At 67.2% G+C, this 23,299-nt stretch carries 20 protein-coding genes; 12 read left to right on the top strand and 8 right to left on the bottom strand.

Features of this window, described 5'->3' with window-relative positions; translation table 11 throughout:
• Positions 1-101: 101 nt before the first annotated feature.
• The 3 genes from MJ797_RS00660 to MJ797_RS00670 all read right to left on the bottom strand — a co-directional run bounded on the left by MJ797_RS00660 (position 102) and on the right by MJ797_RS00670 (position 1,944).
• Entirely contained in the window at positions 102-524 is a 423-nt protein-coding gene (locus MJ797_RS00660; RefSeq protein ID WP_239329768.1) for a type II toxin-antitoxin system VapC family toxin, read from the bottom strand.
• Entirely contained in the window at positions 521-772 is a 252-nt protein-coding gene (locus MJ797_RS00665; RefSeq protein WP_239329801.1) for a hypothetical protein, read from the bottom strand. Before MJ797_RS00665 ends, MJ797_RS00660 begins: the two co-directional genes overlap by 4 nt.
• Positions 773-1,665: 893 nt before the next feature.
• Positions 1,666-1,944, bottom strand: coding sequence for a winged helix DNA-binding protein (locus MJ797_RS00670; protein ID WP_239329817.1), 279 nt, complete (start codon positions 1,942-1,944; stop codon positions 1,666-1,668).
• Positions 1,945-2,953: 1,009 nt separating this feature from the next.
• Here MJ797_RS00670 and MJ797_RS00680 point away from each other — a divergent pair.
• Positions 2,954-3,253, top strand: coding sequence for a hypothetical protein (locus MJ797_RS00680; protein ID WP_239329820.1), 300 nt, complete (start codon positions 2,954-2,956; stop codon positions 3,251-3,253).
• A gap of 626 nt (positions 3,254-3,879) precedes the next feature.
• Positions 3,880-4,650: an HdeD family acid-resistance protein gene (locus MJ797_RS00685; protein ID WP_239329839.1), complete on the top strand. Its 771-nt coding sequence runs from the start codon at positions 3,880-3,882 to the stop codon at positions 4,648-4,650.
• Positions 4,651-4,722: 72 nt separating this feature from the next.
• Here the strand turns inward: MJ797_RS00685 and MJ797_RS00690 are convergent, their stop codons facing one another.
• Positions 4,723-5,103: a DUF202 domain-containing protein gene (locus tag MJ797_RS00690; RefSeq protein ID WP_239329859.1), complete on the bottom strand. Its 381-nt coding sequence runs from the start codon at positions 5,101-5,103 to the stop codon at positions 4,723-4,725.
• The gene (locus MJ797_RS00695) at positions 5,100-5,546 is read right to left on the bottom strand and encodes a YidH family protein (RefSeq protein ID WP_239330198.1); all 447 of its coding nucleotides are present in this window, start codon (positions 5,544-5,546) and stop codon (positions 5,100-5,102) included. The genes MJ797_RS00690 and MJ797_RS00695 overlap by 4 nt, the downstream gene beginning before the upstream one ends.
• A gap of 345 nt (positions 5,547-5,891) precedes the next feature.
• On the opposite strand from MJ797_RS00695, the gene MJ797_RS00700 reads away from it, so the two are divergent.
• The 6 genes from MJ797_RS00700 to MJ797_RS00725 all read left to right on the top strand — a co-directional run bounded on the left by MJ797_RS00700 (position 5,892) and on the right by MJ797_RS00725 (position 14,883).
• The gene (locus MJ797_RS00700; RefSeq protein ID WP_239329862.1) at positions 5,892-6,140 is read left to right on the top strand and encodes a hypothetical protein; all 249 of its coding nucleotides are present in this window, start codon (positions 5,892-5,894) and stop codon (positions 6,138-6,140) included.
• 71 nt (positions 6,141-6,211) lie between these two features.
• Complete coding sequence (locus MJ797_RS00705) at positions 6,212-7,285, top strand: cellulase family glycosylhydrolase (RefSeq protein ID WP_239329874.1); 1,074 nt, start codon at positions 6,212-6,214, stop codon at positions 7,283-7,285.
• Between the two features lie 123 nt (positions 7,286-7,408).
• The gene (locus MJ797_RS00710; protein ID WP_239329891.1) at positions 7,409-8,896 is read left to right on the top strand and encodes a glycosyltransferase family 2 protein; all 1,488 of its coding nucleotides are present in this window, start codon (positions 7,409-7,411) and stop codon (positions 8,894-8,896) included.
• Positions 8,897-9,024: 128 nt separating this feature from the next.
• Positions 9,025-10,221, top strand: coding sequence for a hypothetical protein (locus MJ797_RS00715; RefSeq protein ID WP_239329894.1), 1,197 nt, complete (start codon positions 9,025-9,027; stop codon positions 10,219-10,221).
• Between the two features lie 29 nt (positions 10,222-10,250).
• Complete coding sequence (locus MJ797_RS00720) at positions 10,251-12,299, top strand: SGNH hydrolase domain-containing protein (RefSeq protein ID WP_239329911.1); 2,049 nt, start codon at positions 10,251-10,253, stop codon at positions 12,297-12,299.
• Between the two features lie 313 nt (positions 12,300-12,612).
• Positions 12,613-14,883 (top strand): PQQ-binding-like beta-propeller repeat protein, encoded by a 2,271-nt coding sequence (locus MJ797_RS00725; protein ID WP_239329927.1) that lies wholly within the window; start codon positions 12,613-12,615, stop codon positions 14,881-14,883.
• Between the two features lie 222 nt (positions 14,884-15,105).
• Here MJ797_RS00725 and MJ797_RS00730 read toward each other — a convergent pair whose 3' ends face one another.
• Together MJ797_RS00730 and MJ797_RS00735 are read right to left on the bottom strand one after the other, a co-directional pair.
• Entirely contained in the window at positions 15,106-15,534 is a 429-nt protein-coding gene (locus tag MJ797_RS00730) for a hypothetical protein (protein WP_239329930.1), read from the bottom strand.
• A gap of 56 nt (positions 15,535-15,590) precedes the next feature.
• Positions 15,591-17,054, bottom strand: coding sequence for a DUF4331 domain-containing protein (locus MJ797_RS00735; RefSeq protein ID WP_239329946.1), 1,464 nt, complete (start codon positions 17,052-17,054; stop codon positions 15,591-15,593).
• Positions 17,055-17,245: 191 nt separating this feature from the next.
• On the opposite strand from MJ797_RS00735, the gene MJ797_RS00740 reads away from it, so the two are divergent.
• The 3 genes from MJ797_RS00740 to MJ797_RS00750 all read left to right on the top strand — a co-directional run bounded on the left by MJ797_RS00740 (position 17,246) and on the right by MJ797_RS00750 (position 20,799).
• Positions 17,246-18,571: a lipopolysaccharide assembly protein LapB gene (locus tag MJ797_RS00740; protein WP_239329959.1), complete on the top strand. Its 1,326-nt coding sequence runs from the start codon at positions 17,246-17,248 to the stop codon at positions 18,569-18,571.
• Entirely contained in the window at positions 18,571-20,142 is a 1,572-nt protein-coding gene (locus MJ797_RS00745) for a nickel/cobalt transporter (RefSeq protein WP_239329974.1), read from the top strand. Before MJ797_RS00740 ends, MJ797_RS00745 begins: the two co-directional genes overlap by 1 nt.
• 240 nt (positions 20,143-20,382) lie before the next feature.
• On the top strand, positions 20,383-20,799 hold the full coding sequence (locus tag MJ797_RS00750) for a nuclear transport factor 2 family protein (RefSeq protein WP_239329992.1): 417 nt from the start codon (positions 20,383-20,385) through the stop codon (positions 20,797-20,799).
• Here MJ797_RS00750 and MJ797_RS00755 read toward each other — a convergent pair.
• Entirely contained in the window at positions 20,779-21,381 is a 603-nt protein-coding gene (locus tag MJ797_RS00755; protein WP_239330010.1) for an NTP transferase domain-containing protein, read from the bottom strand. The two genes, MJ797_RS00750 and MJ797_RS00755, sit on opposite strands and share 21 nt — an antisense overlap.
• A gap of 208 nt (positions 21,382-21,589) precedes the next feature.
• Here MJ797_RS00755 and MJ797_RS00760 point away from each other — a divergent pair, with 208 nt between their 5' ends.
• The gene (locus MJ797_RS00760) at positions 21,590-23,218 is read left to right on the top strand and encodes a DivIVA domain-containing protein (RefSeq protein WP_239330029.1); all 1,629 of its coding nucleotides are present in this window, start codon (positions 21,590-21,592) and stop codon (positions 23,216-23,218) included.
• Positions 23,219-23,299 lie beyond the last annotated feature (81 nt).

Below are 23,299 nucleotides of genomic sequence, written 5' to 3' on the forward strand. Positions count from 1 at the left end.
TCTTAGTCCACTGGTAGACGGTCGCCCCGCGCAGCCGCTGAAGCACCCGAAATCTTTATAGGCCGACCAACGCACGGCCCCACCGGAACGATCCCGAGCTGCTACGGCACGAGCGTGAACGCTTCCACATGCTGGGGCCGGACCACTGAGAAGTGCCTCCGGTCGAGCGTCGCCACCTGGCGAACACCGAGCCGCTCGGCAAGGGTAATCACCGCAGCGTCGACCACACCCAACGGGAAGTCCGCATACCGGCGCACGAACTCGGCCATCCGCCGGACGTCAGCCTGAGTGATCTCGACAAGCTCAAGTTCCCCAGCGGAAACCAGTTCGAGAAAATCTGCCTCGGCTTCGGGGCCGCGGAACTTCTCGACCAGCCAGCAGACCTCGACGACGACCGGAGAGGGCACCAGCAGCCTGCCCTTCCCACGCGCGAGTTTCCCCAGCAACTCGGAGCACACCACATGATTCTTGTCGGACCGGTCAGCCGCGGCAACCAGAGGCCCCGTATCGAGAAGCGTATTCATCCAGGAAAGCTCAAGCCTTCCCGGATGATTTCATTGTGCCGCTCCGACAAATCACCACGCCCGGACTCCATACTCCCGATGAACGACAGGAGCCCTTGCCGGACCGGGGTATCCTCCCTTTCTTCCGCCCCCACCAGCGGCGAGAGCTCCGGGTCGGACTCGACCAGCACACGCAGATGCCGCACCTGGGCCAGTGAAAGCCTGTCCACCAGGTGGTGCATATCCTCGTAGTCGTACGCTGCGGTCACGCACCCAGTCTACCGGCGACAACCGGACACCGTCCCCGTCACAACAGCACACACGCTCTTCCACTCGTGCCGACGCGGTCCGGAGAGCACTGGTCGGTTCGGCACCGTGGCTGCGCCGCGCGGGACGCCTGGTCGGGAAGCTCCTCACGTTCCGTTACCTGTGTCCAAAGCGGTTCCGAACTGTAGTTGTACTGAGTCGGAAGTAGCCCGATGTTGTCGGACAACCAAGCCCCCTGTCGTGTTCCATCCTGTCCCGGGTGGTCCCGCCAGGGGCCATGACGGACTGCAACGGGGATGGACATCCGTAGACATCCGTAGACATCGGTGGATGGTCCCGAGGCTGCGGCCTGCACTGCTGGACGTCAGTAGACATCCGCCAGGGTCTTGGAGCAGGTCTCGGACCAGGACCAGGACTTGTGGCTGGTCTCGGATCTGCTTGGGCGCGATGCGCTCGGCCTCCAGAAGCGCGGCGATGGCGCCCCCGCGGTCGCGGCGCTGGGCGTGCGCACGGGCCACGTCCACCAGCGCGAACAGCGCGCGGTCCGCGGCGGGCCAGGCCCCTTCGATGTCACCGATCCTCTTCCTGCGGGCGCGACGTCACGAGTCCAGCGATCTTTCCACGGGTCGCACTCCCACGACCGTCTCGCATTTTTAGTACGTACCGGCCGCACTGGATTGACCGATCGACGTGGCGTTACCGCGCTGGGCAGGCGGGCCGGTAGAACCCGGTAGTTCGCGACGCTCCGTAGTTCCATCCATGTTGATTCGCCGCGGGAGCTTCAGTTCTGTGCAGCTTCTCATCCAGCAGATCCGGGACTACGTCATTCGACGTTGGCCCACCACGTCGTAGCGGCCCTTGATCAGGCCGGCCGGCAACCGAAGTGGTGTGGAACTCATACCGGTGGGTTCGCGAGGCGGTACGCGGCATTAGGGTCGCTGTAGGCTGCGGTCGTTCTGGTGACCAGTCCCTCGGTGATCAGCTTGGTCAGCTCATAGCTGACCTGCCGGTCGCCCAAGGAAAGGCGGGCGGCGATCTCCGCGCGGGTTAGGGGTGACTCGACGGTGAGGAGTTCCATCACACGTTGTTTACGTGTGATGGATTTATGATTATCCCTGTTGTGGTTGACCCTGATTTGTTGGTGGCGTGGCTCGATGATGTTGGACGGGTTCACTCTTGGACGGACACTCCGGCTGGGTAGGTCGCCGTGTATGGCACAGACGCAACTGACAGACCAGGAGTGGGAGTCCATCGAGCCCTAACCTGCCGATCGGCAGGTTAGGGCCGTACCCGCGGCGGCTGCGGGCACAGTTCGAGGGAGCGGTCTGGCGGTTCCGGACAGGCGGACAGCGGCGAGAGATGCCGAGGGAGTTCGGTGCCTGACCGACAGTGACAAGACCTCGGGCGGCTATCTTGCTGGCCTTTAGAGCGCCCGGCAATAGGGGACGCGGCGTCGCGGGGCTCGGGCACGCACCTCGCTGTGTTGTCGTCGGTCACCACCCAGTACCAGGGTGGTTCCCTCCTCCACCTCGCGATCTACGCACCCCAGTCCCGCTCCTTGATCCGCACCCCTATTGCCGGGCGCTCTTATCTGCGCGCCTCGATGATTTGGATCAAGGAGCTCGCACGGGACCACCATTTGATTCTTTGATCACGGCCAGATACGCGCTCTAAACGGATAGAAATCATCCGACGTCGGTTCGGCCTGCTGTCTTTCCAGGAATCATCTGGACGTGACTCGTCGTCCGAACACAATATTCAGAACAGGCTCTGAAAGAAACGTAAACGGTTTATGTATGTTGGTATGTCAGGGTGCGGTGAAAATTGGGCTGACTGTGAGTGGGATGTAAACAGTATGGCTGTTTTTACAAGATTTTTAACGGTTTTTCGATTGATGGAAATTTGATGATCAAAATCATTTGACTAAGATTTATGAATGAAATTCCGAGTGTCGTGAAGCTGTCGCCGAGAGTGCCCGGAATGACTGAAAAATAGAAGCCGGAGCGGGTCGCCATCCAAGGTCGTGTTGCGTAAGCAGTTATCGGAATCGCGGCGTCGGGTGGGTGCGTACCGCGCTTCGTCACAGTGTAGTCCAAGTCATATCCAGAAGCAGGAGGACCCCTCGATGAGGTCGAGCTGGACAACATGAGCTCCGGAGACAGCACCGCCGGAGGAGAAGGGCAATGAGCAATGGGAGCCTGCTCAACCCCGACCGCAAGTGGTGGACTCGCACACCTGAGCGGATCGCCGCAGCCAAGGTCACTACAATGCGGCAAGCTCGCGAGGAAGCAAGCTACGCCTGCCACGAGGCGTGTGCGGCATACCGTCAGAAGATTGCGGACGAGGTGGCTGCCATTCGGGAGGAAGAATACCAGGGGTGGCTGCCTCTGCTGCGACACTGGCGGCTGCCCTACTACGTAGCCATAGCAATTCCGGACCGGGTGTGGGACCGGTATGAGCGCGAGGTCGCAGGCAATGCTTGACGTTGGCGCGCTTGACGTTGGCGTGCCGGCGTAAAGACTCAGGCTGGTTGCGGAGCGGAGTTTCGTTGAGCCCGGGACGTGCTGTGGAAGGTTGTCGGCGGCGGTCATGCGGGTTATCAGGAAGTCCACGCAAGGGTGACAGGCGCCTGGCCCACGGTACATCCGGCCTCATGTAACTACATCCAGCCGTATCTGGCCATATACACGCCGTCGTCTTGCCGGTGGCTTCCGCGGCTGGCAAGACGACGGCCTTCCCGCCGTGGTCGACGGAGATTGCGCTGTCGGCCGGCCGGCCTGGCGCGCTGCCCTCCGTCCGGCGACGGTTGTGGGCACAGACCGGTTGTGGGCTGTTGTGGGCACGGACTCTTCATGCTCTTCATGATTTTTTGTCGCGACAGGCATGAGACGCCCGGACAAGGGCATCACGGCGCGTGGGCCACGAAAGGGTGATGAGTTCCGGGCCGGTCAACCCGTCGTCCGCCGGGTTTATATGGGTATAAATAGGTTATATAAGGACAGGAGTGACCCCGCGGTGGACGATGGCGTGGGCGACGAACGGCGAGCAAGGCCGCGGTGCCGTTCGTCGCCCACCGGTATCGGCCAGACCGGACGATGGGAGAGATGCCGTGAGCGCCGCAACAGCACCGGCTCACCGGGACGGCGAACGCGCGGGAGCCGTTTCGTGGTGGCTTGTTCTGGCTGTGGGGATCGCCTGGGCTTTGTTCGCCCTGGCGATACTTCAGTTCGAGCTGACAACCGCACGGTCCATCGCGGTATTGCTCGGTGTCGTCCTGTTTGTCAGTGTGGCGAGCGAGCTGCTCGCCACAACTGCGACGGCACGGGGCTGGCGTTGGTCGCACGCCCTGCTCGCGGTGCTTTTTGCCGCTGGTGGCGTGGTCGCGCTGGTTTGGCCTGATCCGACCTTCACGGTAGTGGCTCGAATCGTGGCCTGGTATCTGCTGGGCAAGGGAATCTTCGATGTCGTGAACGCTTTCGTCGCGCGCCGTGCCGAGCTCCGCGGTGCCGATTTTCGACATTCCGATCTTCGCGCCGCGGACAGTCCTGGGGCGGAAGTCTCGGACCTTCACGGGGCCGCGCAGTGGTGGATGCCGCTGACTGTCGGCATGTTCGAGATCGGGGTCGCTTTCTGGGCTGTCGGCTACCCGAAGAGCTCCCTTACTCTGCTGGTTCTCTGGGTTGCTCTTGCGGCTCTGGCTACCGGATTGACGAAGATCTTCATGGCGGCCCGGATGCGGGGCGCCCGGCGTGATCTTGCTACTGTGGACATGTTTCTCTCTACCGGCTTCGGCGTCCCCGCGGTCACCGAAGCCACCCGCACCCACGCGCGTACCGAGGCAACGGCAGCTGAGGGGCATGGCCAGCGGCGTTTCACCTGATGGATGGCACTGGCACCTCGGAACACCTGAACACCTGAACACCTTGACGGCACGCTGGTGCCCGAAAGGCCGCTAAAAAGCACCTGTCAGCAGGATGAGGAACCCCCCGACGGCGACCAGGGTCGCGACGGCGGCCACCGCGGCAACGGCTGCGGGCGCCGACATGCAGCCGGCGCCCGTCAGCGCCGTGGTGACGGCCTGCCGGTAGCGCAGGAGCCCACGCAGCATGATCAACGCCCCGGTGGCCAGCCCGAGAATCCCGGGCAGTACGACAGCCAGGTGGCTCAGCTGTTCCAGATGCTTCGAATGGCCCACATGACCGCTCTCGTGCACGAGGAACACGCCGACGGCGGCGAAGGACAGGCCGGTGCGCTGCCAGGCGAGGTAGGTGCGTTCGCTCTGCAGCCCCGGGTCGGGGATCTCGCCGGGGTGCCCGAGTCTGGGCCGGGTCACCGGGCGTCACCTCCTGAGCTGTACAGGAGGGACGCCAGAACGATCAGGCTTACCACTGTGATCACGATACCTAGCAGGCGGGGAAACGGGGACGGAGGCAGCGGCTGCCCGAGCCGCAGGGCGCGCTCCACCTCCGCCCAGTGCCGGTAGCTGGTCGCGGAGATCACGATGCTCGTGACGACGAGCGTGATGCCGAGGACGCGGCGGCTGCCCGGGAAGCCGAAGTCCGGCACGACCTGCACCACCGCGATACCGCCCGCCAGCAGCGCCAGCGCGGTGCGGATCCAGGCGAGAAACGTCCGCTCGTTGGCCAGGGTGAAACGGTAGTCCGGCTCGGAGCCGATCCGGCGGATGTCAGTGGCGTTCGGCCACTGCCGGCGTCGGCGCAACCGCCACGGTTGGTGATCGTCGGAGCGTGCCTGCGCAGAGGTGTGCCCGGTCATTCTCACGAAGGTGACTCCGCGGCACACCCGTCGGGGGTCCGCAGGTGGCCACCCTGACGATCGTCCACCATGGTTTTCGTCCCCGTTCCGGTGCCGTCGGAAAGGTCATCGATGCCGTCAGCCAATGTCCGTCCAGCTCCGAAGAGCATGGCCGACACCGCCCATCTGAGGCTGGTGCCAGCGGATCCGCTGCCGCTGTCCCTCCATGGAAGTCTGCGGTTTCCCGAGGCTGGCCGCATCCTTTATGGACCGTGGCCAGCGGCACCAGCCCGCCACCGGCCACGGTTGCCGCATGGCCACCCTGCCGGGCACCTCTGTCCTCTCGTCCGTGCGGCGGGAACCGCCGTGGCCGGCCGTATCATCGCAACCATCGGACCTGACCGCATCGGTGGCGACGAATGGCAGCTCCTCGACGCCTTCGATGCCGGCCGCGAGATCAGCGACGCCTTCGATGCCAGCGAGCGCCTCCCCACCTGGATCGGGTACGCATGGATCTGCGCTCACGGCGCCGGCGCCGACGCCGCACCGGGGCCAGCTGGGATCGCCCTCTTGGCGCAGCCCCAGGAAGCCACGAAGGGCGCTGGCGGATGGTGACGGGTCATGACGGACCGCCTTCACGATCAGGCCCTCCGCCCGGCGGATACGCCCCCCGTGCCTTCGTCACCGTGAGCCGCGGTGGTTTTGCCATCGGCGGCCGACGGTTCCGGTTTGCCGGCACCAACAACTACTACCTCCATTACAAGAACCATCACATGGCTGACAGCGTGCTCACGGACGCCAGCTTGATCGGGCTGCGGGTGGTGCGCTGCTGGGGTTTCCTCGATGGCGCTCCCGCCGACGGCACCGTGCTACAGCCGGCGCCCTTCAGCTATGACGAGGACGGTTTCGAGCCCTTGGACCACGCCGTCTTCAGGGCTGGTCAGCTTGGGCTTCGCCTGGTGATCGTGCTGACGAACAACTGGCCTGACTTCGGCGGGATCCCGCAGTACGCCACCTGGTTCTCCGCCGAGCATGACGACTTCTTCCGGCGCCGTGACATCAAGAACTGCTATCGGAGCTGGGTACGACATGTGATCGGCCGGCGGAACCGGTACACCGGGATGCGGTACTGTTCCGATCCGGCGATCATGACATGGGAACTGGCCAACGAGCCCCGCTGCCCGTCCGACACATCCGGTGACACATTGGTCGCCTGGGCGGATGAGATGAGCCGTTACGTCAAGGAGCTGGCTCCTCGCCAGCTGGTCGCGGTCGGTGATGAGGGCTTCTATGGCCGCGCCCATGAGCCGTGCTACCCATATTCCGATCATGATGGTGTGGTCTGGCAGCGGCTCATCGCGTTGCCCGCGGTCGACTACGGCACGTTTCACCTTTATCCCCAGCAGTGGGGAGATATGCTTCCTGAATGGGGCATCCGGTGGATTCATGACCATATCCGTGACGCTCGTGCGGTGAGGAAGCCGGCGGTGCTCGAGGAGTTCGGATGGAGAGCCGACGAGGCCACTCGCGATGCGATCTACCGGGCCTGGACGGACGCGGTTGAGCGGTTCGACGGCGACGGAGACCACTTCTGGCTCCTTACCGGCCGCAATGCGGACGATACACAATATTCTGACTATGACGGTCTTCGTGTTATCTACCCGTCAACTACCGCAACACTTCTTGCGGGCCATGCTGGGCGGATGTGTCCGTCGGTTGGGCATTTCGGACATGGTTCGGCTGGGAGCCATCCCCGGTAACGGGGTGCCAGGACGACTACCGCGACGGCCGTTCACGGCTGGTGCGGAGGCCAATCCGGCGTGTCCGGCCTAAGGGGCGTATTCTCCAAAGACCGTGATTGGTCTCACGTCCGGGGGAGCCAGGTGACGACAATTGATCAGCTGGCCATGTACCGGGAATCCCCGTTATGGACGCACCCCGCCGAGCCCGAAACGGCTCCGCTGGTCCGGCCGCGGGAGCGGCAAGGGGCATGGCGGCCCGGTTTCGGTGTGTTCCTGTTCGTTTTTTTGATCTTTTCCGTCCTCGGCTGGTGGACCTGGGAACGCGACCCCGCTTTCGGTTTCCTCGGTGGCGTCGCCACTGTGGTCTGGACGTTGCCCGTCACAGGCACCATCCTGGGCCTGTCAGGCGGCCTGCTGGCGATGGCCCGGATCCGGCGGGACCGCGGGCTGCCGCCCACCGCGGCCCTGGTGCACGATCCGCTGGTGGTGGTCGTCCCCACCATCGGCCGGCATGACACCTATCCAGCGCTGGCCCGAGTGGTCAGCTCGTTCTGCCGCTATCTGCCGGCCTACTTCCCGAACCTGCGCGTGGACGTGGTCATCGAGGAGGGCTGCGAGGCCCGCGAACAGATCGTCAGGATGGCCGCGGGAAACCGGTGGATCCGCGTTGTCACCGTGCCGCGTGATTACCGGACTCCCAACGGGACCCGTTTCAAGGCCCGAGCCAATCACTACGTCAATGAGCTCCGCGGCGCCGAGGGTGAGGCCCGTAGCGACGTGTGGGTGCTGCACATGGATGACGACACCGGCGTCGGCCCCGACACCGCCGAGGCCGTGGCCCGCTTCATCAACGCACAGTGGTTGGCCGGGGAGAACGCGCGGCATCTCGCCCAGGGCGTTCTCAGCTACCCGCGGGAACACGCGGTGAACCCGCTGTTGTGGCTGGCTGACGCCGTTCGCCCCGGTTGCGACATCAGTATGTTCGCGGCCACCACCGGCCGCGGTATGCCGCGCGCCGGGCTCCACGGGGAACTGCTGCTGGTGCGAGCCTCGGTCGAGGCCGCGATCGGCTGGGACTTCGGCCCGCAGTCCATTGTTGAGGACGCTGAATTCGCGTTGCGTTTCTGTGATCGCTATCCTCGCCGCAGCGACTGGTTCCCCGGCCGTTCCTACGGTGCCTCACCGGCGACTGTCGCCGACTTCATTCGCCAGCGCGAACGTTGGGCCTGGGGCTTGTTCATGCTTTCGGCCAAGCGCACCATCCCGCTGCGTCGCCGGTTACTCTTACTGCACAATGTGGTGATATGGGCCTCCGGGCCTGTTCAGCATCTTGGTCTGATCATATTGGTCGGTGCTCTTCTCGGTGACACCGACACTTCGCCGGCCAGTGCTGTGGTCCTGCCGATATGGGCACTGAACATGGCGTACAGCGTCTGGTTGTACTGGGAGGGAATGAAGATCAACGCGCTGGCCTCCGGGCGGCTCCGGCGGCTGTGGTGGGAGCTTCCCTGCCTGCTGTTCCTCATACCGGTGTTCTCCCTGCTGGAGGCGGTGGCGGTATTCCGGGGGCTGGTGCGTTTTCTGCGCAACGGCGAATCAACCTTCACTGTGATCGCGAAGCCGATGTGACCGTCGCTGGTAAGAGCGCCCGGCAATAGGGGTGTGGATCAAGGAGTGGGGCTGGGGTGCGTACATCGCAAGGCGGAGGAGGGAGTCACCCTGGTCCTTGGGGTGTCGACCGACGACAACGCGGTGAGGTGCGTGCCCCAGCCCCGCGACGCCGCGTCCCTATTGCCGGTCGCTCTAAGGCGCGCTCGGCGGGAGCGCTGCTTGTCATAGTGGTCGGGCTCGCCGCGGTGCCTGGCTGCGCATCCGCGCCGGCCGATCGCACGCCCTCGTTCCGGACGGCCGTCCAGGAGCCCGCGACCGGGGACGCGGGTGTTCCAGCCGCCGCCTCGGGGCCTCGGATCGCCTTTCCCTGGCGGCCGGGCCGGCCTGAGCTCGGCGTGCAGGTTTATTGGGACGACAATCCCGATGAATCCGCGCAGATGATCGCCCTCAAGGCGCAGCGGGTCACCGACTACGTCGTCGATCTGGATGCCAACGCGATAAGCGTGTCCTTTCCCTTCTTCACGGACACGGTCCGCTCCAGCACGGTGCACGGCGCCCGGGGCACGCCGGCACCGGAACGGCTCGGTATTCTTCTGGACGAGGCGGCGCGGGCGGGGCTACGGATCACCCTGCGCCCGACCCTCGATGAGAAGTCGCTGGTCGCGGCCAACCCGCGGGATTGGCGGGGTACGCTCAATCCGGTCAGCAGGGATGCCTGGTTCGCCTCGTACCGCGGTTTTCTCGCGCCTTACCTGGCTCTTGCTGAACAACACCACATCAACACGGTTGTACTCGGCACCGAACTCAACTCGCTGGAAGGTGACCCGCGCTGGGAGAAGTTGGCTGCCTACACCCGGACGGTGTTCACCGGCGAGATCGGCTATGCGTTCAACTGGGACATCTTCACGCACACCCGTGCCCGGATGCCGGTGGATCGCGTCGGTGTGGACGCCTACCCGGAGCTTCCGCTGGGTGACACCGCTTCGGTGGCCGAGCTGACCGCAGCCTGGGACAGGTGGCTGGATCAACGGGCGCCGGGGCCCATGCCACAGGTGATGCTGTATGAGGTGGGGGCGGCCGCGCAGGCCGGCATCTACCGGCATCCGGCCAATCCGCAGATCGACGGTACGCCGGCGGTTCCGGAACTCCAGCAGCGCTGGTTCATCGCGGCCTGCCGGGTGGCGCGGGCGCGGGCCCTGGCCGGTCTCTACTGGTGGCGGGTGGATTTCCACATCGATCCGGCAGCCGTCGACTCGTCGCGGGACCGCCATGAGTCGTTCATCGGCCGCCCGGCCGAGCAGGCGATCAGGGACTGTTTTTCGGCCTGGGGGGAGGGACGCTGAGCACTCTCCCGTCCCGTGCGGTGACGGGCGTGTCCGGGCTGGCCGTGCTTGCGGTGATGCTCCAGAGCTCCGGGGGTTTCCGGGCGGAATTACTCGGCGCCGATCTGGTCCTGGCCTGCTCCGGTTACCTGGCGACCCGGGCTCTTCTGACAGCCGCATACTCCCGGCCGGACAGCCGGATCCCGCTGGCTGACTGGTATCGCGATCACTTCAAGCACCGTGTCCCGCTCGCCCTGTTCGCCTTGGCCGTCACGCTCGGGCTGGCCGCGTTGCTCAGCCCGCCGGAGCAGGCCCGGCGGCTCGCGATGGCGGCGGTCGCTGGACTGGCGCACCTCGGGAACTGGTTTGATCTTTTCGTGGTGCGGGACGGAATCATCGCCTCGCGCGGTGACTGGTACGCGGACCGCCCCGGCCAGATCGATCCGTTGGGCGTTCTGTGGCTGCTGGGGCTGATCGAACAGTTCGCGCTGCTGTGGCCGTTGCTGTTGGGCTGTATATGGTGGCTCACCCGGTGGATGGGCAGGCGGTTCACCAGGACCGACGACAGGATTGATGACAGGACCGACGACGCGGGGCGCGCGGCGTGGCTGACCGTGATGCTGTGCCTGTTGCTGGCCGCCGCGGCCTGCCTGGTTGGTCCGGTGCGGGCCGCTTCCGGAGCGGACCTTGCGGAACTGGCTTTGGGCAGCCATGTCCGGGCAGCCGAATGGCTGCTGGGCGCCGCCGCGGCCGGGTTGGTAGCGGCGGCGAGGACGCCGGCTGAATCGGTCGCCGCGGGCGACGCCCAGCGGGCTGCCGGGGTCTGGTGGGTCACGATCGCCGGGCTGGCCGGATTAACCGTGCTGGTCATCAGCGGGATGATCGCTACCGCTCACCCCGCTGCCTGGCTGCGCGGGGCGGGGCCGGCGACCAGTGCCGGCGGCGTCGCGCTCCTGTTGGCGAGCGTCGATCGCCAGATCACAGCGTTCCGTCACGGCCCGATCGAGTGGCTGCTCAGCCGTGGGGGACCGGTGGAACTGGGCCGGATGGCCTATCCGCTCCTGTTGCTGCATCTTCCTGCGTTCTGGCTGCTGAGGCAGGCCTTCACGGGTGCGCAGCCGGCCGCGTTGCTCCTTGTCGGGGGTGGGTTCGTGTGGTTCGTCGGCCTGCTGCTACAGGATGGGCTGGTCGGACGGTTGCGGACCCGTCGTTGGCGGGTGCGATGGGCCGCCCCGGCGCTGCTGCTGGCGTACGCGGCGGTCGCGGCCGGTGGCGGCTGGCTGTCCGCCGCGGTCGACAGACGGCCGGGCCCCGGGCCCGGGAAAGAGCCGGTGTTGTTGGCGCTGGGCGGTTCGTTCGCCAGCGACCTGGCCTCGGCGCTTGGTCGGCACGGCGATGGCCGCTACTCGGTGGTGGACGGCTCGCTGCCCGGGTGCGGGCTGTATCCGGTGGCGCCGCCGTCGGTCCCGCTTGCCCGCGTCACCGCCGCCGCGCAGCTGCCGCCGCCGGTGCCCACCCGTTCGGCCGCATGCGTGAACTGGCCGGAGCAGTGGCGGACGCGTATCACCCAAAGCCGTCCGGATGTCCTGATGGTGGATCTCAGCACGGACGCGGACGCGCGCCTGTATCGCGGCTCGGTGATTTCTCCCTGCGACGTGGAGTACCGGCAGCTGTACCGCAAACAGCTCGACCAGGCAGCCCAGGTGTGGGCGCGGGCGGCCCCGGGCCGGCCGGTCCTGCTGGCCGACACCCGCGATGTCACGGGCGAGGCTGATCCGCGGTCGAGCCGCTGTTTCAATGCGCTGATCACCGAAGCGGCCGCCCGGTATCCGCAGGTGCTGTTGTTGGATGTGGACGCCGCGCTGTGCCAGGCCGAGCACTGCTGGACCCGCACGTCCACCGGCAAGCCGCTCTATTTCGATGCCGTCCACCTCACCCCCGCGGGAATGCGCAGCCTCGCGCCATGGCTGGCGGCGGCGGTCGGCAAGGCGCTGGGTCCGGGCCCGGCTCCAACGCCGGGAACGGGGACGGGGATCACGGACACCGTGAGTGTCGGCGGTCCCGGCCCGGTCAATGACCGTCCGGTAGAGGGACGATGATGGCGCTGACCGCGCGGACCTGCTGTGTTTAAGAAGCTCCGGCAGCAGGGCGTTCGATCAGGGAGCGGCGTCGCGTGACTGGGGGAGCACCGTATGTCTGATGCGGCTTTCTGCCGCCGGCCGCCGTTGCGCAAATTTCTGGCCACATGATCTGGATCATGACATCGTTGCGGGTCGGAGCGTCATTAAGGGCGCCCGGCAATAGGTTAGTAGATCAAGAAACGGGGTTGGGGCGCGTGCGTCGAATCTTTGTCGGGACTTGTGAATAGCCCGTCATGTTCTGTCCGGACGGCAGGGACCGATGGATGCCGGTGTGAGCGAAGTGAAGGATTTTTCCGGGGACCCCTACGAACCGCTGCTGCCCGAGGACCCACGGTCGATCGGTCCGTATCGGATCATGGGCCGGCTGGGCTCCGGCGGGATGGGCCGGGTGTATCTCGGCCAGTCCCGGTCGGGCCTGCTTGTCGCCGTCAAGACGGTACGGGCCGACGTGGTGGATGCGCCGGGATTCCGGCTGCGGTTCGCACGTGAAGCCACGGCGGCCAGGCAGGTCAGCGGTGTGTTCACGGCAGCCGTGGTGGACGCCGACGCCGACGCGGTGATGCCGTGGCTGGCCACGGCGTACGTGCCCGCGCCATCTCTGCATCTGCTGGTGCGCCGGCTCGGTCCGTTGCCGGTCCGCGCGGTGTCCTGGCTCGCGGCCGGGATCGCCGAGGCGCTGGATTCCATCCACCGCGTGGGGCTCATCCATCGGGACCTGAAACCGTCGAATGTGCTGGTGACCAAGGAGAATCCCAAGGTCATCGACTTTGGGCTGGTCAGGACGGCGGACAGTAGTGCGCAGCTCACCCACACCGTGATCGGAACGCCCCAGTACATGTCCCCGGAACAGGCGCTGGACACCTCATCGGTGACACCGGCCACCGACGTGTACTCACTCGGCGCCACCCTGTTGTATGCGGCGACGGGTCGCCTTCCCTACCGGGGCGAGACACCCGTGAACGTGCTGGCTCAACTGCTCTGTGATCCTCCGGACCTCACCGGGGTGCCAGCGGAGCTCGTCGAGCTGATCCGACGTTGTACCCAGCGTGATCCGGCGCTGCGGCCCACCCCGAACCAGCTGCTGGAGGAGATCGCTGGGACCTGGCTGCGGACGTCGGGCGGATTCGGCGCCAAATACTGGTTACCGCGGGTCGGGTACCAGCTGGTGGATGCCTACGAGCGGCGGTACCGCAGCGCCGGCCCACCTGACGCGATGTCCGGCCCGGCGCTCCAGCCCAGGCCAGCTCGTGACTCCCACGAGGTGACCTCCACCCCGTCTCCGCCGCTGTCGCCGCTGATCGCGCCGACCCCGCCCCTCCCACCGGGGGAGTTTCTCCCCCTGGCCCACGGCGGCGGAGCCGTTCCCGCGGGTCCCTCAGGTCCCTCAGGTTCCGTGGATCCCGTGGGTCCCGTGGGTCCGACCGGCCGGGCCGAACCCGCGCGGGTGCAGCGGCGAACCTTGCTGCGGGCGACGGGCGCCGCCGCGGTCACCGGCGCGATCGGCGCGGCGGTCTGGGGATCGGCTCGGTTGCTCGGCGGCACGGACGGCGGCACAGACAGCGGCGCATCCCGGCCATGGGCCTTCACCTGCGGGGCTGAGGTGTACTCCTCCCCAGCGGTCGTCGACGGAGTTGTCTACATCGGCAGCAACGACTCCCACCTGTACGCCATCGATGCCATGACCGGACGGCTACGGTGGCGTTACCAGACGGGCGGCTCGGTGACGTCGTCCCCGGTGGTCGCCGCCGGGGTGGTGTACGTCGGGTGCAACGACTTCCACCTGCACGCGGTGAACGCTGAGACCGGCCAGGTGGTGTGGAGGTTCCAGGCGGGTGCCGTGATGCATTCGTCGCCGACGGTGGCTGACGGTGTGGTCTACATCGGCTGCCGGGACCGGAACCTCTATGCGGTCGAGGCGGCCACGGGCACTGAGCGCTGGCGTTTCACCGGCGGTGACTGGTTCAATTCTTCCCCCACCGTATACGGCGGTGGGGTTTACGTCGGCTGTCGGGACAAGAACATCTACGCGCTGGACGCCGCTAGCGGACGCCGACGCTGGAGCTTCACCACCGGCAGCACCGTCGACTCCTCGCCCGCGGTGTCGGACGAAACACTGTGGATAGGCGCTGACGACCACAACGTCTACGCCCTGAGCACCGCGACCGGAACATTGAACTGGCAGTTCACGGCGGATAACGGGGTGGTCTCCACGCCGCTTCTGGCCGACCGGGTGGTCTACGTGGGGAGCGACGACGGCCATCTTTACGCGTTGGACGCCAGCACGGGTCGGGACCGTTGGCGGTTTCCCACCGACAATGGCATTCGTTCGTCACCGGCCGTGGCGAACGGTCTGGTCTACGTGGGTAGTCGCGACCGCTGCGTCTACGCGGTGGAGACCGTCACAGGGAAACTGCGGTGGCGGTACGTGACTCAGGGGCCGGTCGACGACTCGTCACCAGCGGTCGCGAATGGCCTGGTCTACGTCGGCAGCCTGGACACCCGCGTCTATGCGTTGAACGCGGCGACCGGTGCTGGGCCGTAGGAGCGTAGATCAAGGAGCGGGGCTGGGGTGCGTGCCCCAGCCCCGCGGCGCCGCCTCCCCTGCTGCCGGTTGCTTCAAGACGCCGGAAGCGCCCGAGAGCACGGCGGGCTGGCTGTGGTCAACCCTGCCTGGCGCCGCCGGAGATCGTCGGTCCATCGTGAACTCCGACCCCCGGCGGTGCCCGCTAGGGAAGACCGCGAAGACACGTGAGGACAAGGAAGATCAGCGGCTGGAAGTACAGCGGTTGACCAGCGCTTCGGTCGTCGTCGTCACCTCGGTCAGTAATTTCGGCTCGTAGGTACTGGTATCGACGCGCAGCCGGAGGAACCCGATTGCGGTCGTGATCCGTTCGAGATCAGGGGCGAACTCGCCCGCGGTCGGGATCTGGTCGTAGAGCTTCTCCTGTGGGGCGATCAGGTCGGTCGCGACCAGTTTGATGCCATCCGGCTTGTCGTTGCCCTTACGTGCGATGCGCAGGGTGTCGACCAGCCCGGCTGCCGCATCCCGGCAGGTGCCGGCCTGGAAGGTCTCGATCGCCGGCAGCGGTTTGGCGGCCGCGGTCGTGTCGCCACCGCAGCCGGCCGCAAGCCCGGTCACGGCCAACAGGCCCGCCGCCGTTACTGCCAGCCGGATCGATGGTGGTGCAGGCATCATCATCATTGCGGCCCTTCTCCCGCTTTGGTCATTTCCGAGCGTCGCTGTCAGCGTCAGCGTGAGCCGGAGGTCGGCAGCGCCAGGTAGGGGAAAGCGCCCAGGAAGGGTGTGTTGTTGGCGTTCACGGCGTCCCCCAGCCCCTTGACGGCGGCCGGCGCGTTCGGCAGCAGGACGCCTTCAACGGCCTGGATCTCGATGTCGACCACGTCGTCGGCCAGTCGCCGGCCGTTCGGGAAGCCGGCCACGTCGCCGCCGACCACGCCAAGCCGGTTCGGGTTCGCCACCGGTGGAATGGACATGTTGAGCCGGAGCTGCTCGGACGGGGCGATGTCCTTAGCACTGGCGTCGCTGTTCAGCGTCGGCGAGGTGAGGTCGACGCCGAGGTTGCCCTTGCTGATACCGCTGAGGAACACCGCGACCAGGTCGTTACGCGGGGTCTTCGGCGCTGGGATCTTGTAGATGCCCTGGATGAGCCGGGCCAGCTCGGGGTCGGTGACGTAATTCAGGAACTGGGCGTCCCGCGACGGTGTCGAAGCGTTGAACCTGTCCTTCTGGCCGACCGGGACGACCAGCTCGTTCACCAGCGGCGAGCCGAGCCGTGACACCTGCGACCACTGCCCGAAGCTCATCGCGCGGCCGGAGCTGTTCGTCGGAGAGACCATCGTGGTGCTGCGCCGCTGGGTGGTGCTCCACACTCCGATCACCGGGTTGCGGCCCGCGTCGCCCTTGAGCGCCAGCTGTGCGGCCGGCACCTTGAGCGCGACCGAGTTGACGTTGTAGCCGGCGAGGGTGTCCTTGCCGATCTCGGACAGGTTGCCCCCGTAGAGCAGGTCGAACACGCGCAGGTCCAGGAAGAACGGGTCGTCGGCCTGGCCGGCGAACGTCTTGATCCCGCCGGGCAGGGCTTGGGTCGCCTGGTCGCGCAGGGCGGCGTAGTTCGGCATGGATGCCTTACCGACGTTGGACGGTGCCACCGGCACCTTGTCGGCCAGCACCGTGGAGCTGCCCTTTTTGATCATTTCGAGTCGGTAGCTCTGGGTGAAGTTCAGATCGGGATCGTCCAGGGAGGTGACGACACCGGTGTTGTACAGGAAGGTGTTCGGGTTCTTGTAGGAGTTGGTGAACGTCCACCGGTAGGTGATGTCCGGCTTGGCGTCCCCGTCGTTGTCGATGTTGATGTCGTACTGCGCGTCGTTGGCGAACGGGTAGAAGTTCGGCCCGCCAGCGGGCTCCTCGAACGGTATCCAGTTGGCGATCAGCGTCACCGAGTTCTTGTCGTCCGGGCTGACGAACGCGTAGGTGTCGGTGTTGTCGATGGTCGGGTCGGTGCTGACCAGTGGTGCCTCGCGGTGGCTGGACGCCATCGACGCCGCCGGTGTCAGTGCCACGACCGCGCTACCGACACCGAGTGCCACCGCCGCGATGCCCGCGATCCCCGCGAGGCCACGCCGTGCGGGTCGGCCCCGCGACCCGCCTCGGGGGCGAGGTGCCCCTCCGGCGGGAGCTGTCTCAATCATGATCTTCCCCTCGGATGATGAAGGGGCCAGCCTGACTGCCGGCCCGCGACATCTCCTTGTTCGTGCGCCGCGGCCGTTCGGATGGGTGTCGGCGACTGGTCGCGTGTCAGGAAGCCGACAGGTTTTCTCCCATCCGGACGCGTGCCCGCCGCGAACAGCCTTGTGCAGGCCGGCACTGGGAGAGGAACCAGATGAGGAAACGACGGGCCGTCACGGCGATCGTGGTGGTGACGGCGGCCGCGGCCGCTCTGCTGACGGGAGCGGCGTTGATCCCCACCGGCGTGCTCGGGGGCACCGCTGCGCGGGCGCCAGTGCCCCAGGCCACCGCGGCCGGGCCGCGGGACGTGCCAACCCGGGCGATCGGCGATCTCCAGCGCCATCTGAGCCTCGTTCCCGGTGACTGGCCGGCCTGGTCGGCGCTGGGCACCGCATACGTCGAGCGGGCCAGGGTCACGGGTGACCCGACCTACTACCCGCGCGCCGAGAGCGCGCTCGCCCGGTCGCTGGCCGTCCATCCGGTCGACAACGACGCCGCGCTCGCCGGGCAGGCGGCGTTGGCCGCGGCTCGCCATGATTTTGTCGAGGCGTTGCGGCTTGCGGACGCGGCAACAACGATCAATCCGTTCGGCGCGGCCGCCAGCGGGATACGCGCGGACGCCCTCATCGAGCTGGGCCGCTACCCGCAGGCGTGGGAGGCCGTCCAGCACACGGTCGACCTGCGGCCGGATGTCGCCTCGCTGGCCCGGGTGTCCTACGCGTTCGAGCTGCGGGGCGACACCGCGGATGCCCGGGATGCCATGCTGCGCGTGCTCACCGACGCGACCTCCCCGACGGATGCCGCGTTCGCCCTCTTCCACCTCGGTGAGCTCGCGCGGGACAGCGGTGATCTCGACGGCGCCGATGATGCCTACCGCCGGGGCCTGGAAAAAGATCCGTCCTCGACGACGTTGCTCGCCGGGCGGGCGCGAGTGGCCGCGGCCCGCGGCCAGATCGACAGCGCGCTGGCCGACTACCAGCGCGTGGTGACCCGGATGCCGGCACCGGCACTGGTCGTCGAATACGGGGAGCTGCTGGAGTCGGTGGGCCGGATGGACGAGGCACGGACCCAGTACGCACTGGTCCGGACCACCGCTGAGCTGTTCCGCGAGCAGCGGGTGGACGTCGGCGTCGACCTGGCGCTGTTCGAGGCCGACCATGGTGATCCGACCGCCGCGTACGCGGTCACCGCGGCCCAGCTCAACACCCGGGTCGGGATTTTCGTCCAGGACGCCGACGCCTGGGCGCTGCACCAGCTCGGACGGGACTCCGAGGCCCTTGCTCACGCCCGTGCCGCGGTTGCGCTCGGTACGCGGCGTGCCCTGCTGCGCTATCACCTCGGCGTGATCGAAGCAGCGCTCGGGCAACGGGACGCGGCCATGACCGACCTGCGGGCCGCGCTCGCCACGGACCCGTATTTCTCACCGCTGCATGCCCCCCGCGCCCGGACGCTGCTGGCGGCCCTTGCTGGTGACCAGTGATGGCGGCGAGGCGGCCGGGCCTGCCCGCCCGCTGGCGATGGCCGGCCGTCGCGATGATCGCGTTGGCGTTCGCCGTCCTGCCGGCGGGAGCGGCGTCCGCTCATCCGCTGGGCAACTTCACCGTGAACACCAGCAGCGTGCTGCGGGTGCAGCCGGACCAGGTACGTGTCGACGTCATTGTGGATATGGCCGAGATCCCGACCGCCCAGAGCCGCCCGGCGATCGATGCCGCCGGTGCCGAGACCTGGCGGGAGCAGGAGTGCGGGCGTATCGCGGGCCAGGCCGAGCTGACCGCGGACAGCCGGGTCCGCCCGCTCGAGCCAACCACGGCCACCCTGAGTTTCCCGCCGGGGGCGGGCGGCCTGTCGCTGTTGCGGCTGGTGTGCCGGTACACGGCTGAGACCGGCGACACACCCGCGTCCGTCCGGTACACGCTGCGGGCTTATACAGACCGGGTGGGCTGGCGCGAGACGGTGGCGCTGGGCGATCGGACCACACTCGTGGCCAGCGACGTTCCCGCGCGGTCGCCGAGCGGGCTGCTCGCGTCCTACCCGGCGGACCCACTGTCCAGCCCGTCCGACGTCACCAGCGCCACGTTGCGGGTACGGCCGGGTGGTCCGCCGGCCGTCGACCCCCTTGACGGCCGGGAGAGTACCGCGGTGTCCCCAGGCGGCACCGGCCCTGGCGGGAGCGGGCTCACCGCGCGTTTCACCGAGCTGGCCGGGCGCCGGGCGCTGTCGTTCGGCATGGGCCTGCTGGCGGTCGCGCTGGCGGTCGGGCTCGGGACGGTGCACGCGTTCGCTCCGGGGCACGGCAAAACGGTGATGGCGGCCCGGATCGCCGGCAACCGGGCGTCCCGGCGGGAACTTGCCCTGATGGCGCTGGCGGTGACCGTGACCCACACGTTCGGCGTGCTGCTGCTCGGGATGGCGCTGACGGTGTCGACGGACCTTGCGCCGGAACGGTTGTACCCGTGGCTCGGCGTCGCCAGCGGCATGTTGATGGTGAGCCTCGGCGTCGCGCTCCTGCGCAGCCGGCTCGCGTTTCGCCGGATCAGCCATGAGTATCATGATCATAATGGCGGGCGTGCCCATCCGGCCGGAGCCGATGGCCATGCCCATGCCCATGCCCACGTTGACAGCCATGGTCATGGTGACGGTCATGGTCATGACCACCGGCACGACCATGGTCATACGCATGGTGGCCGCTGGCATTCCCACCCCTCTCCAGCGGGAACGCCGAAACTGCGCGGTCTGCTCGCGATGGGCTTCGCCGGTGGTCTCGTGCCGACTCCGAGCGCGGTCGTCGTGTTGCTGGGCGCTGTCGCGCTCGGGCGCGCCTGGTTCGGTGTGGTGCTGGTGTTCGCCTACGGCGTAGGTATGGCCCTCGCGCTGGTCGGCATCGGCATTCTGCTGGACCGGGCGCATCGGCCTCTGCTGCGGCGAGCCAGCAGCGCCGCCCCCCGGTTCACCGCGGTGGCCACCAGGTGGGCACCGGTGGCCACCGCAGGTGTCATCGTCGTGGCTGGAGCGATCATTGCGCTGCGCGCGGGGGCTCAGTTCGGCATCTGATCAGCCGTCCGGGGGCGCCGCTGCGGGCCTGCCGGACGGTCCGGCCGCCGGTTCGCAACGGGTGGTGTGCCGTCGGTCTGGGTCGACCCACCGCGTGTGATCGCTGCCTGGCCGCCGTGCCGGCTGGCCGGGAGACGGGCGCGGCCGGCGATCGACGTCCAGTACGCTGCACGCTGCGGGCGGTACCGGGCGGGAGTGGCCGCCGGGTGCCATGACCGGCAGCTGGGGCGAGGACGGGCAGTGGGCATCGACACCGCGGACAGACTGGCGCTGCACGAGATCGCGGCGCGCTACGGAGACCTCATCGACGCCCGGGACTGGCCAGGGCTCGCGCACGTCTTCGCCGCGGACGCGGTGTTCGACCTGCGCGACGTCGGCGATGGGCAGCTGGAGGGCCTGGCCGCCATCCGGCGCTTCATGGCCGGCTCGCAGCATCCGCTCGCCCATCACATCACCAACATCTACGTGACCGAGGACGGCGGTGAGCCGGTACTGCACAGCCGGGTCATCGGCATCCTGCCCGATCGGCGGGCCGGGTCCGGGCGGTACACCGACACGGTCGTCCGCACCCCGGCCGGGTGGCGCATCCAGCACCGGGTCTTCCACCTGCACCGCCGGCCGTCGGCCGAGCCCGGGTCACCGGCCGCGGGCGGCTGACAGGCGGGCGAGGTCCGCAGGCGTATCGATGTCGTCGGGGCGGCCGGTATCGTCGCACGCCACCATGACGACCCGGTCGGGGTTGGCGCGCAGCCAGGCACGTGCGCCCATGTCGCCACGGGCATGAGCGCATACCTCGGTCCAGGTTTCGCGTCGTAACAGAACGGGATTGCGTGGCTGCCCGTTATAGGTGGCGACCGCCGCGGCCGCGCCGGACGCGTGGGCGGTGATCAGCCGGCGCACGGCCTGCGCGCCGATCAGGGGCTGGTCGACGAGCGTGATGACCACCGCGTCGAGGCTGGTGCCCGCAACCGCGCCGAGCCCACGCCGCAGTGACGCGCCCATGCCCTCGGCCCAGTCGGGGGCTGGAACGACCTGTGCCTTGGGCAGATTCGCCGCCCTGGCCACCTCGGCCGCGTGTGCTCCGAGCACCACGAATACCGGCGTACAGCCGCCCCGTGCGACCAGCCGGACTGACCGCTCGACCAGCAACTCACCGTCCAGCATGGCCAGGGCCTTGGGGCTGCCGAACCGGCGGCCGGCTCCGGCGGCGAGCACGAGGCCACCCACGCGGCCTGTCATGTTACCGCCATGAATGGCAGCGTACGCTGCCGCGATTGTTATTAATTTGATGCAATTTTATTGATGATGCAGATGATTATATTTTATTAGCCTTAGGGTGTCATTTTCTGGATCACATCGCCGGATCCGTCCGCTCACTATATGGTCAGGAACGGTGAAAAGGTCCCTGATTAGTGCGTTTCCGCGCGGCGTCACGCGGGAGGTTCCTGTGCCCAGCCAGCCTGGTTCGGCGCCGGTCGCCTTCCTCAGCTATGCCGATGCGGACCATGCGCGTCACGGTGCGTCCCTCGGGGAACTCGCGGCGGCACTCGAGGAGGATATTCGAACCCGAACGGGCCATGCCGCGTTCCAGGTTCTCCACGATCGCCGGGATGATCGCTGGGATGAGTTGTGGAACGAGCGGATCGCCGGCACCGCAGACCCAGCGAGCGCCGCGGCCATCCTCATCGCGGTCATGACTCCCGCTTTTTTCCGGAACGCCCAGTGCCGGCATGAGCTGGAACGTTTCCTTCAGCTCGAACGGCAGCTGGCCCGTCCCGACCTCGTCGTCGCGGTCCGGTGGTCGAAGGACCTCGACCTGATCGCGGGTGGTACGACCGATCTGTTGGCGCGGGCGGTAGCTCATCGGGTGTCCATGCACTGGCCGCCGCCGGACGGCGAGCCGCCGGTGGCGGTGTCGGTCGGGCGTTGGGCGGCGGACCTCGCCGGCCGTATCAGCGCGCCGTTGGACGCCCTCGTCCGCCCGGCGATTCTTTGGCCGGACGGTATCGCGCGGTACGCGGGTGCCGCGCAGCACGATGATGGTATTCCGTATGAGGATATCGCGCGGCATGATGACATCGCGCGGCACGAAGAGGCCGTGCGGAACAACAGTGGGCTCGCGCGGCACGGCGATGTCGTGCAGGTGCCGCGACAGCTTCAGCCGGGGCAGACCATGCCGTTGCCGATCCAGCCACGGCTGCCGCGGGGAGCGGCCGCGTCGGCTCCGACGCCGCCCGCTGATGCGAGGGCCACCGGCGTGGCGGTGACCCCGTTGGCGCGGCGGCTGTCGCCACAGCCACCGTCGCAGTCGCAGTCGCAGCCACCGCTACGGCTGTCGGGCGGTGAACGCGGTACCGGCCGTTCCGTTCGCTACCGTCCGATCGTGACGTCTCAGGACCTCAGCACGAAGGCGTTCAGCGCGACCCGGCTGCACGACGGTTACACGATGGTCGGTGTTGACGCCTTCCTCGATCGAGCCGCCGCGGAACTGCACCGCCTGCACGCCCTCGTCCGATCTGTCGAGAGCGGGTACCGGCCGGATCCACGTGAACTCGTCCTGCTCGTAACGCCCGGGGAGATCAGCGCGACGACCTTCAATCCGGCGAAATTTCTCAGTGGCTACCGCGAACAGGAGGTGGATGACTTCCTCGGTGTCGTCGCGCGGGAGTTCGCAAACCTCCAGAAGTTCGTGTCCGCGGTTTCGGACGCTGACCGGCCGGGTGACCGCGGTGTCTCCTATCATCCTGGTATAACCGGTCCGGAGGTGGCGGGGAAGTCATTCACCCGGACGCGCCTGTGCGTTGGTTACAAGGCTGATCAGGTGGATGAGTTCCTCGACCGAGTAGCCCAGGAACTGGCTGGCCTGCACGCTCTGGCGAAATCCTCCCCGGGTAGCCGGAAGCGGGATTCTGATTCGTTTCGTTCGCGTCTCACGCCAGCCGACATCAGTGCCGTAAAATTCGATACCACCTGGCTTTCCGGTGGGTATCGGGAATACGAGGTCGACGATTTTCTCGACTTTCTTGAGCGCGAGCTCGCCCGCATCCATGAACATCTGATATTCGGCTCGGACTGAGCGCCGGCGCGGTAGTGGTGGTTGATCGCCCCGCTTATCCTGAATTCTCGATAAGAGCGCCCGGCAATAGGGGTGTGGATC

The organism is Protofrankia sp. CiP3 (assembly GCF_917627345.1).
Lineage (GTDB): Bacteria > Actinomycetota > Actinomycetes > Frankiales > Frankiaceae > Protofrankia.

Coding starts and splice junctions, on each gene's coding strand:
- MJ797_RS00755 (WP_239330010.1), bottom strand. CDS start 21,381: ATGACAGGCCGCGTGGGTGGCCTCGTGCTCGCCGCCGGAGCCGGCCGC.
- MJ797_RS00745 (WP_239329974.1), top strand. CDS start 18,571: ATGGCGGCGAGGCGGCCGGGCCTGCCCGCCCGCTGGCGATGGCCGGCC.
- MJ797_RS00695 (WP_239330198.1), bottom strand. CDS start 5,546: ATGACCGGGCACACCTCTGCGCAGGCACGCTCCGACGATCACCAACCG.
- MJ797_RS00680 (WP_239329820.1), top strand. CDS start 2,954: ATGAGCAATGGGAGCCTGCTCAACCCCGACCGCAAGTGGTGGACTCGC.
- MJ797_RS00740 (WP_239329959.1), top strand. CDS start 17,246: ATGAGGAAACGACGGGCCGTCACGGCGATCGTGGTGGTGACGGCGGCC.
- MJ797_RS00735 (WP_239329946.1), bottom strand. CDS start 17,054: ATGATTGAGACAGCTCCCGCCGGAGGGGCACCTCGCCCCCGAGGCGGG.
- MJ797_RS00660 (WP_239329768.1), bottom strand. CDS start 524: ATGAATACGCTTCTCGATACGGGGCCTCTGGTTGCCGCGGCTGACCGG.
- MJ797_RS00730 (WP_239329930.1), bottom strand. CDS start 15,534: ATGCCTGCACCACCATCGATCCGGCTGGCAGTAACGGCGGCGGGCCTG.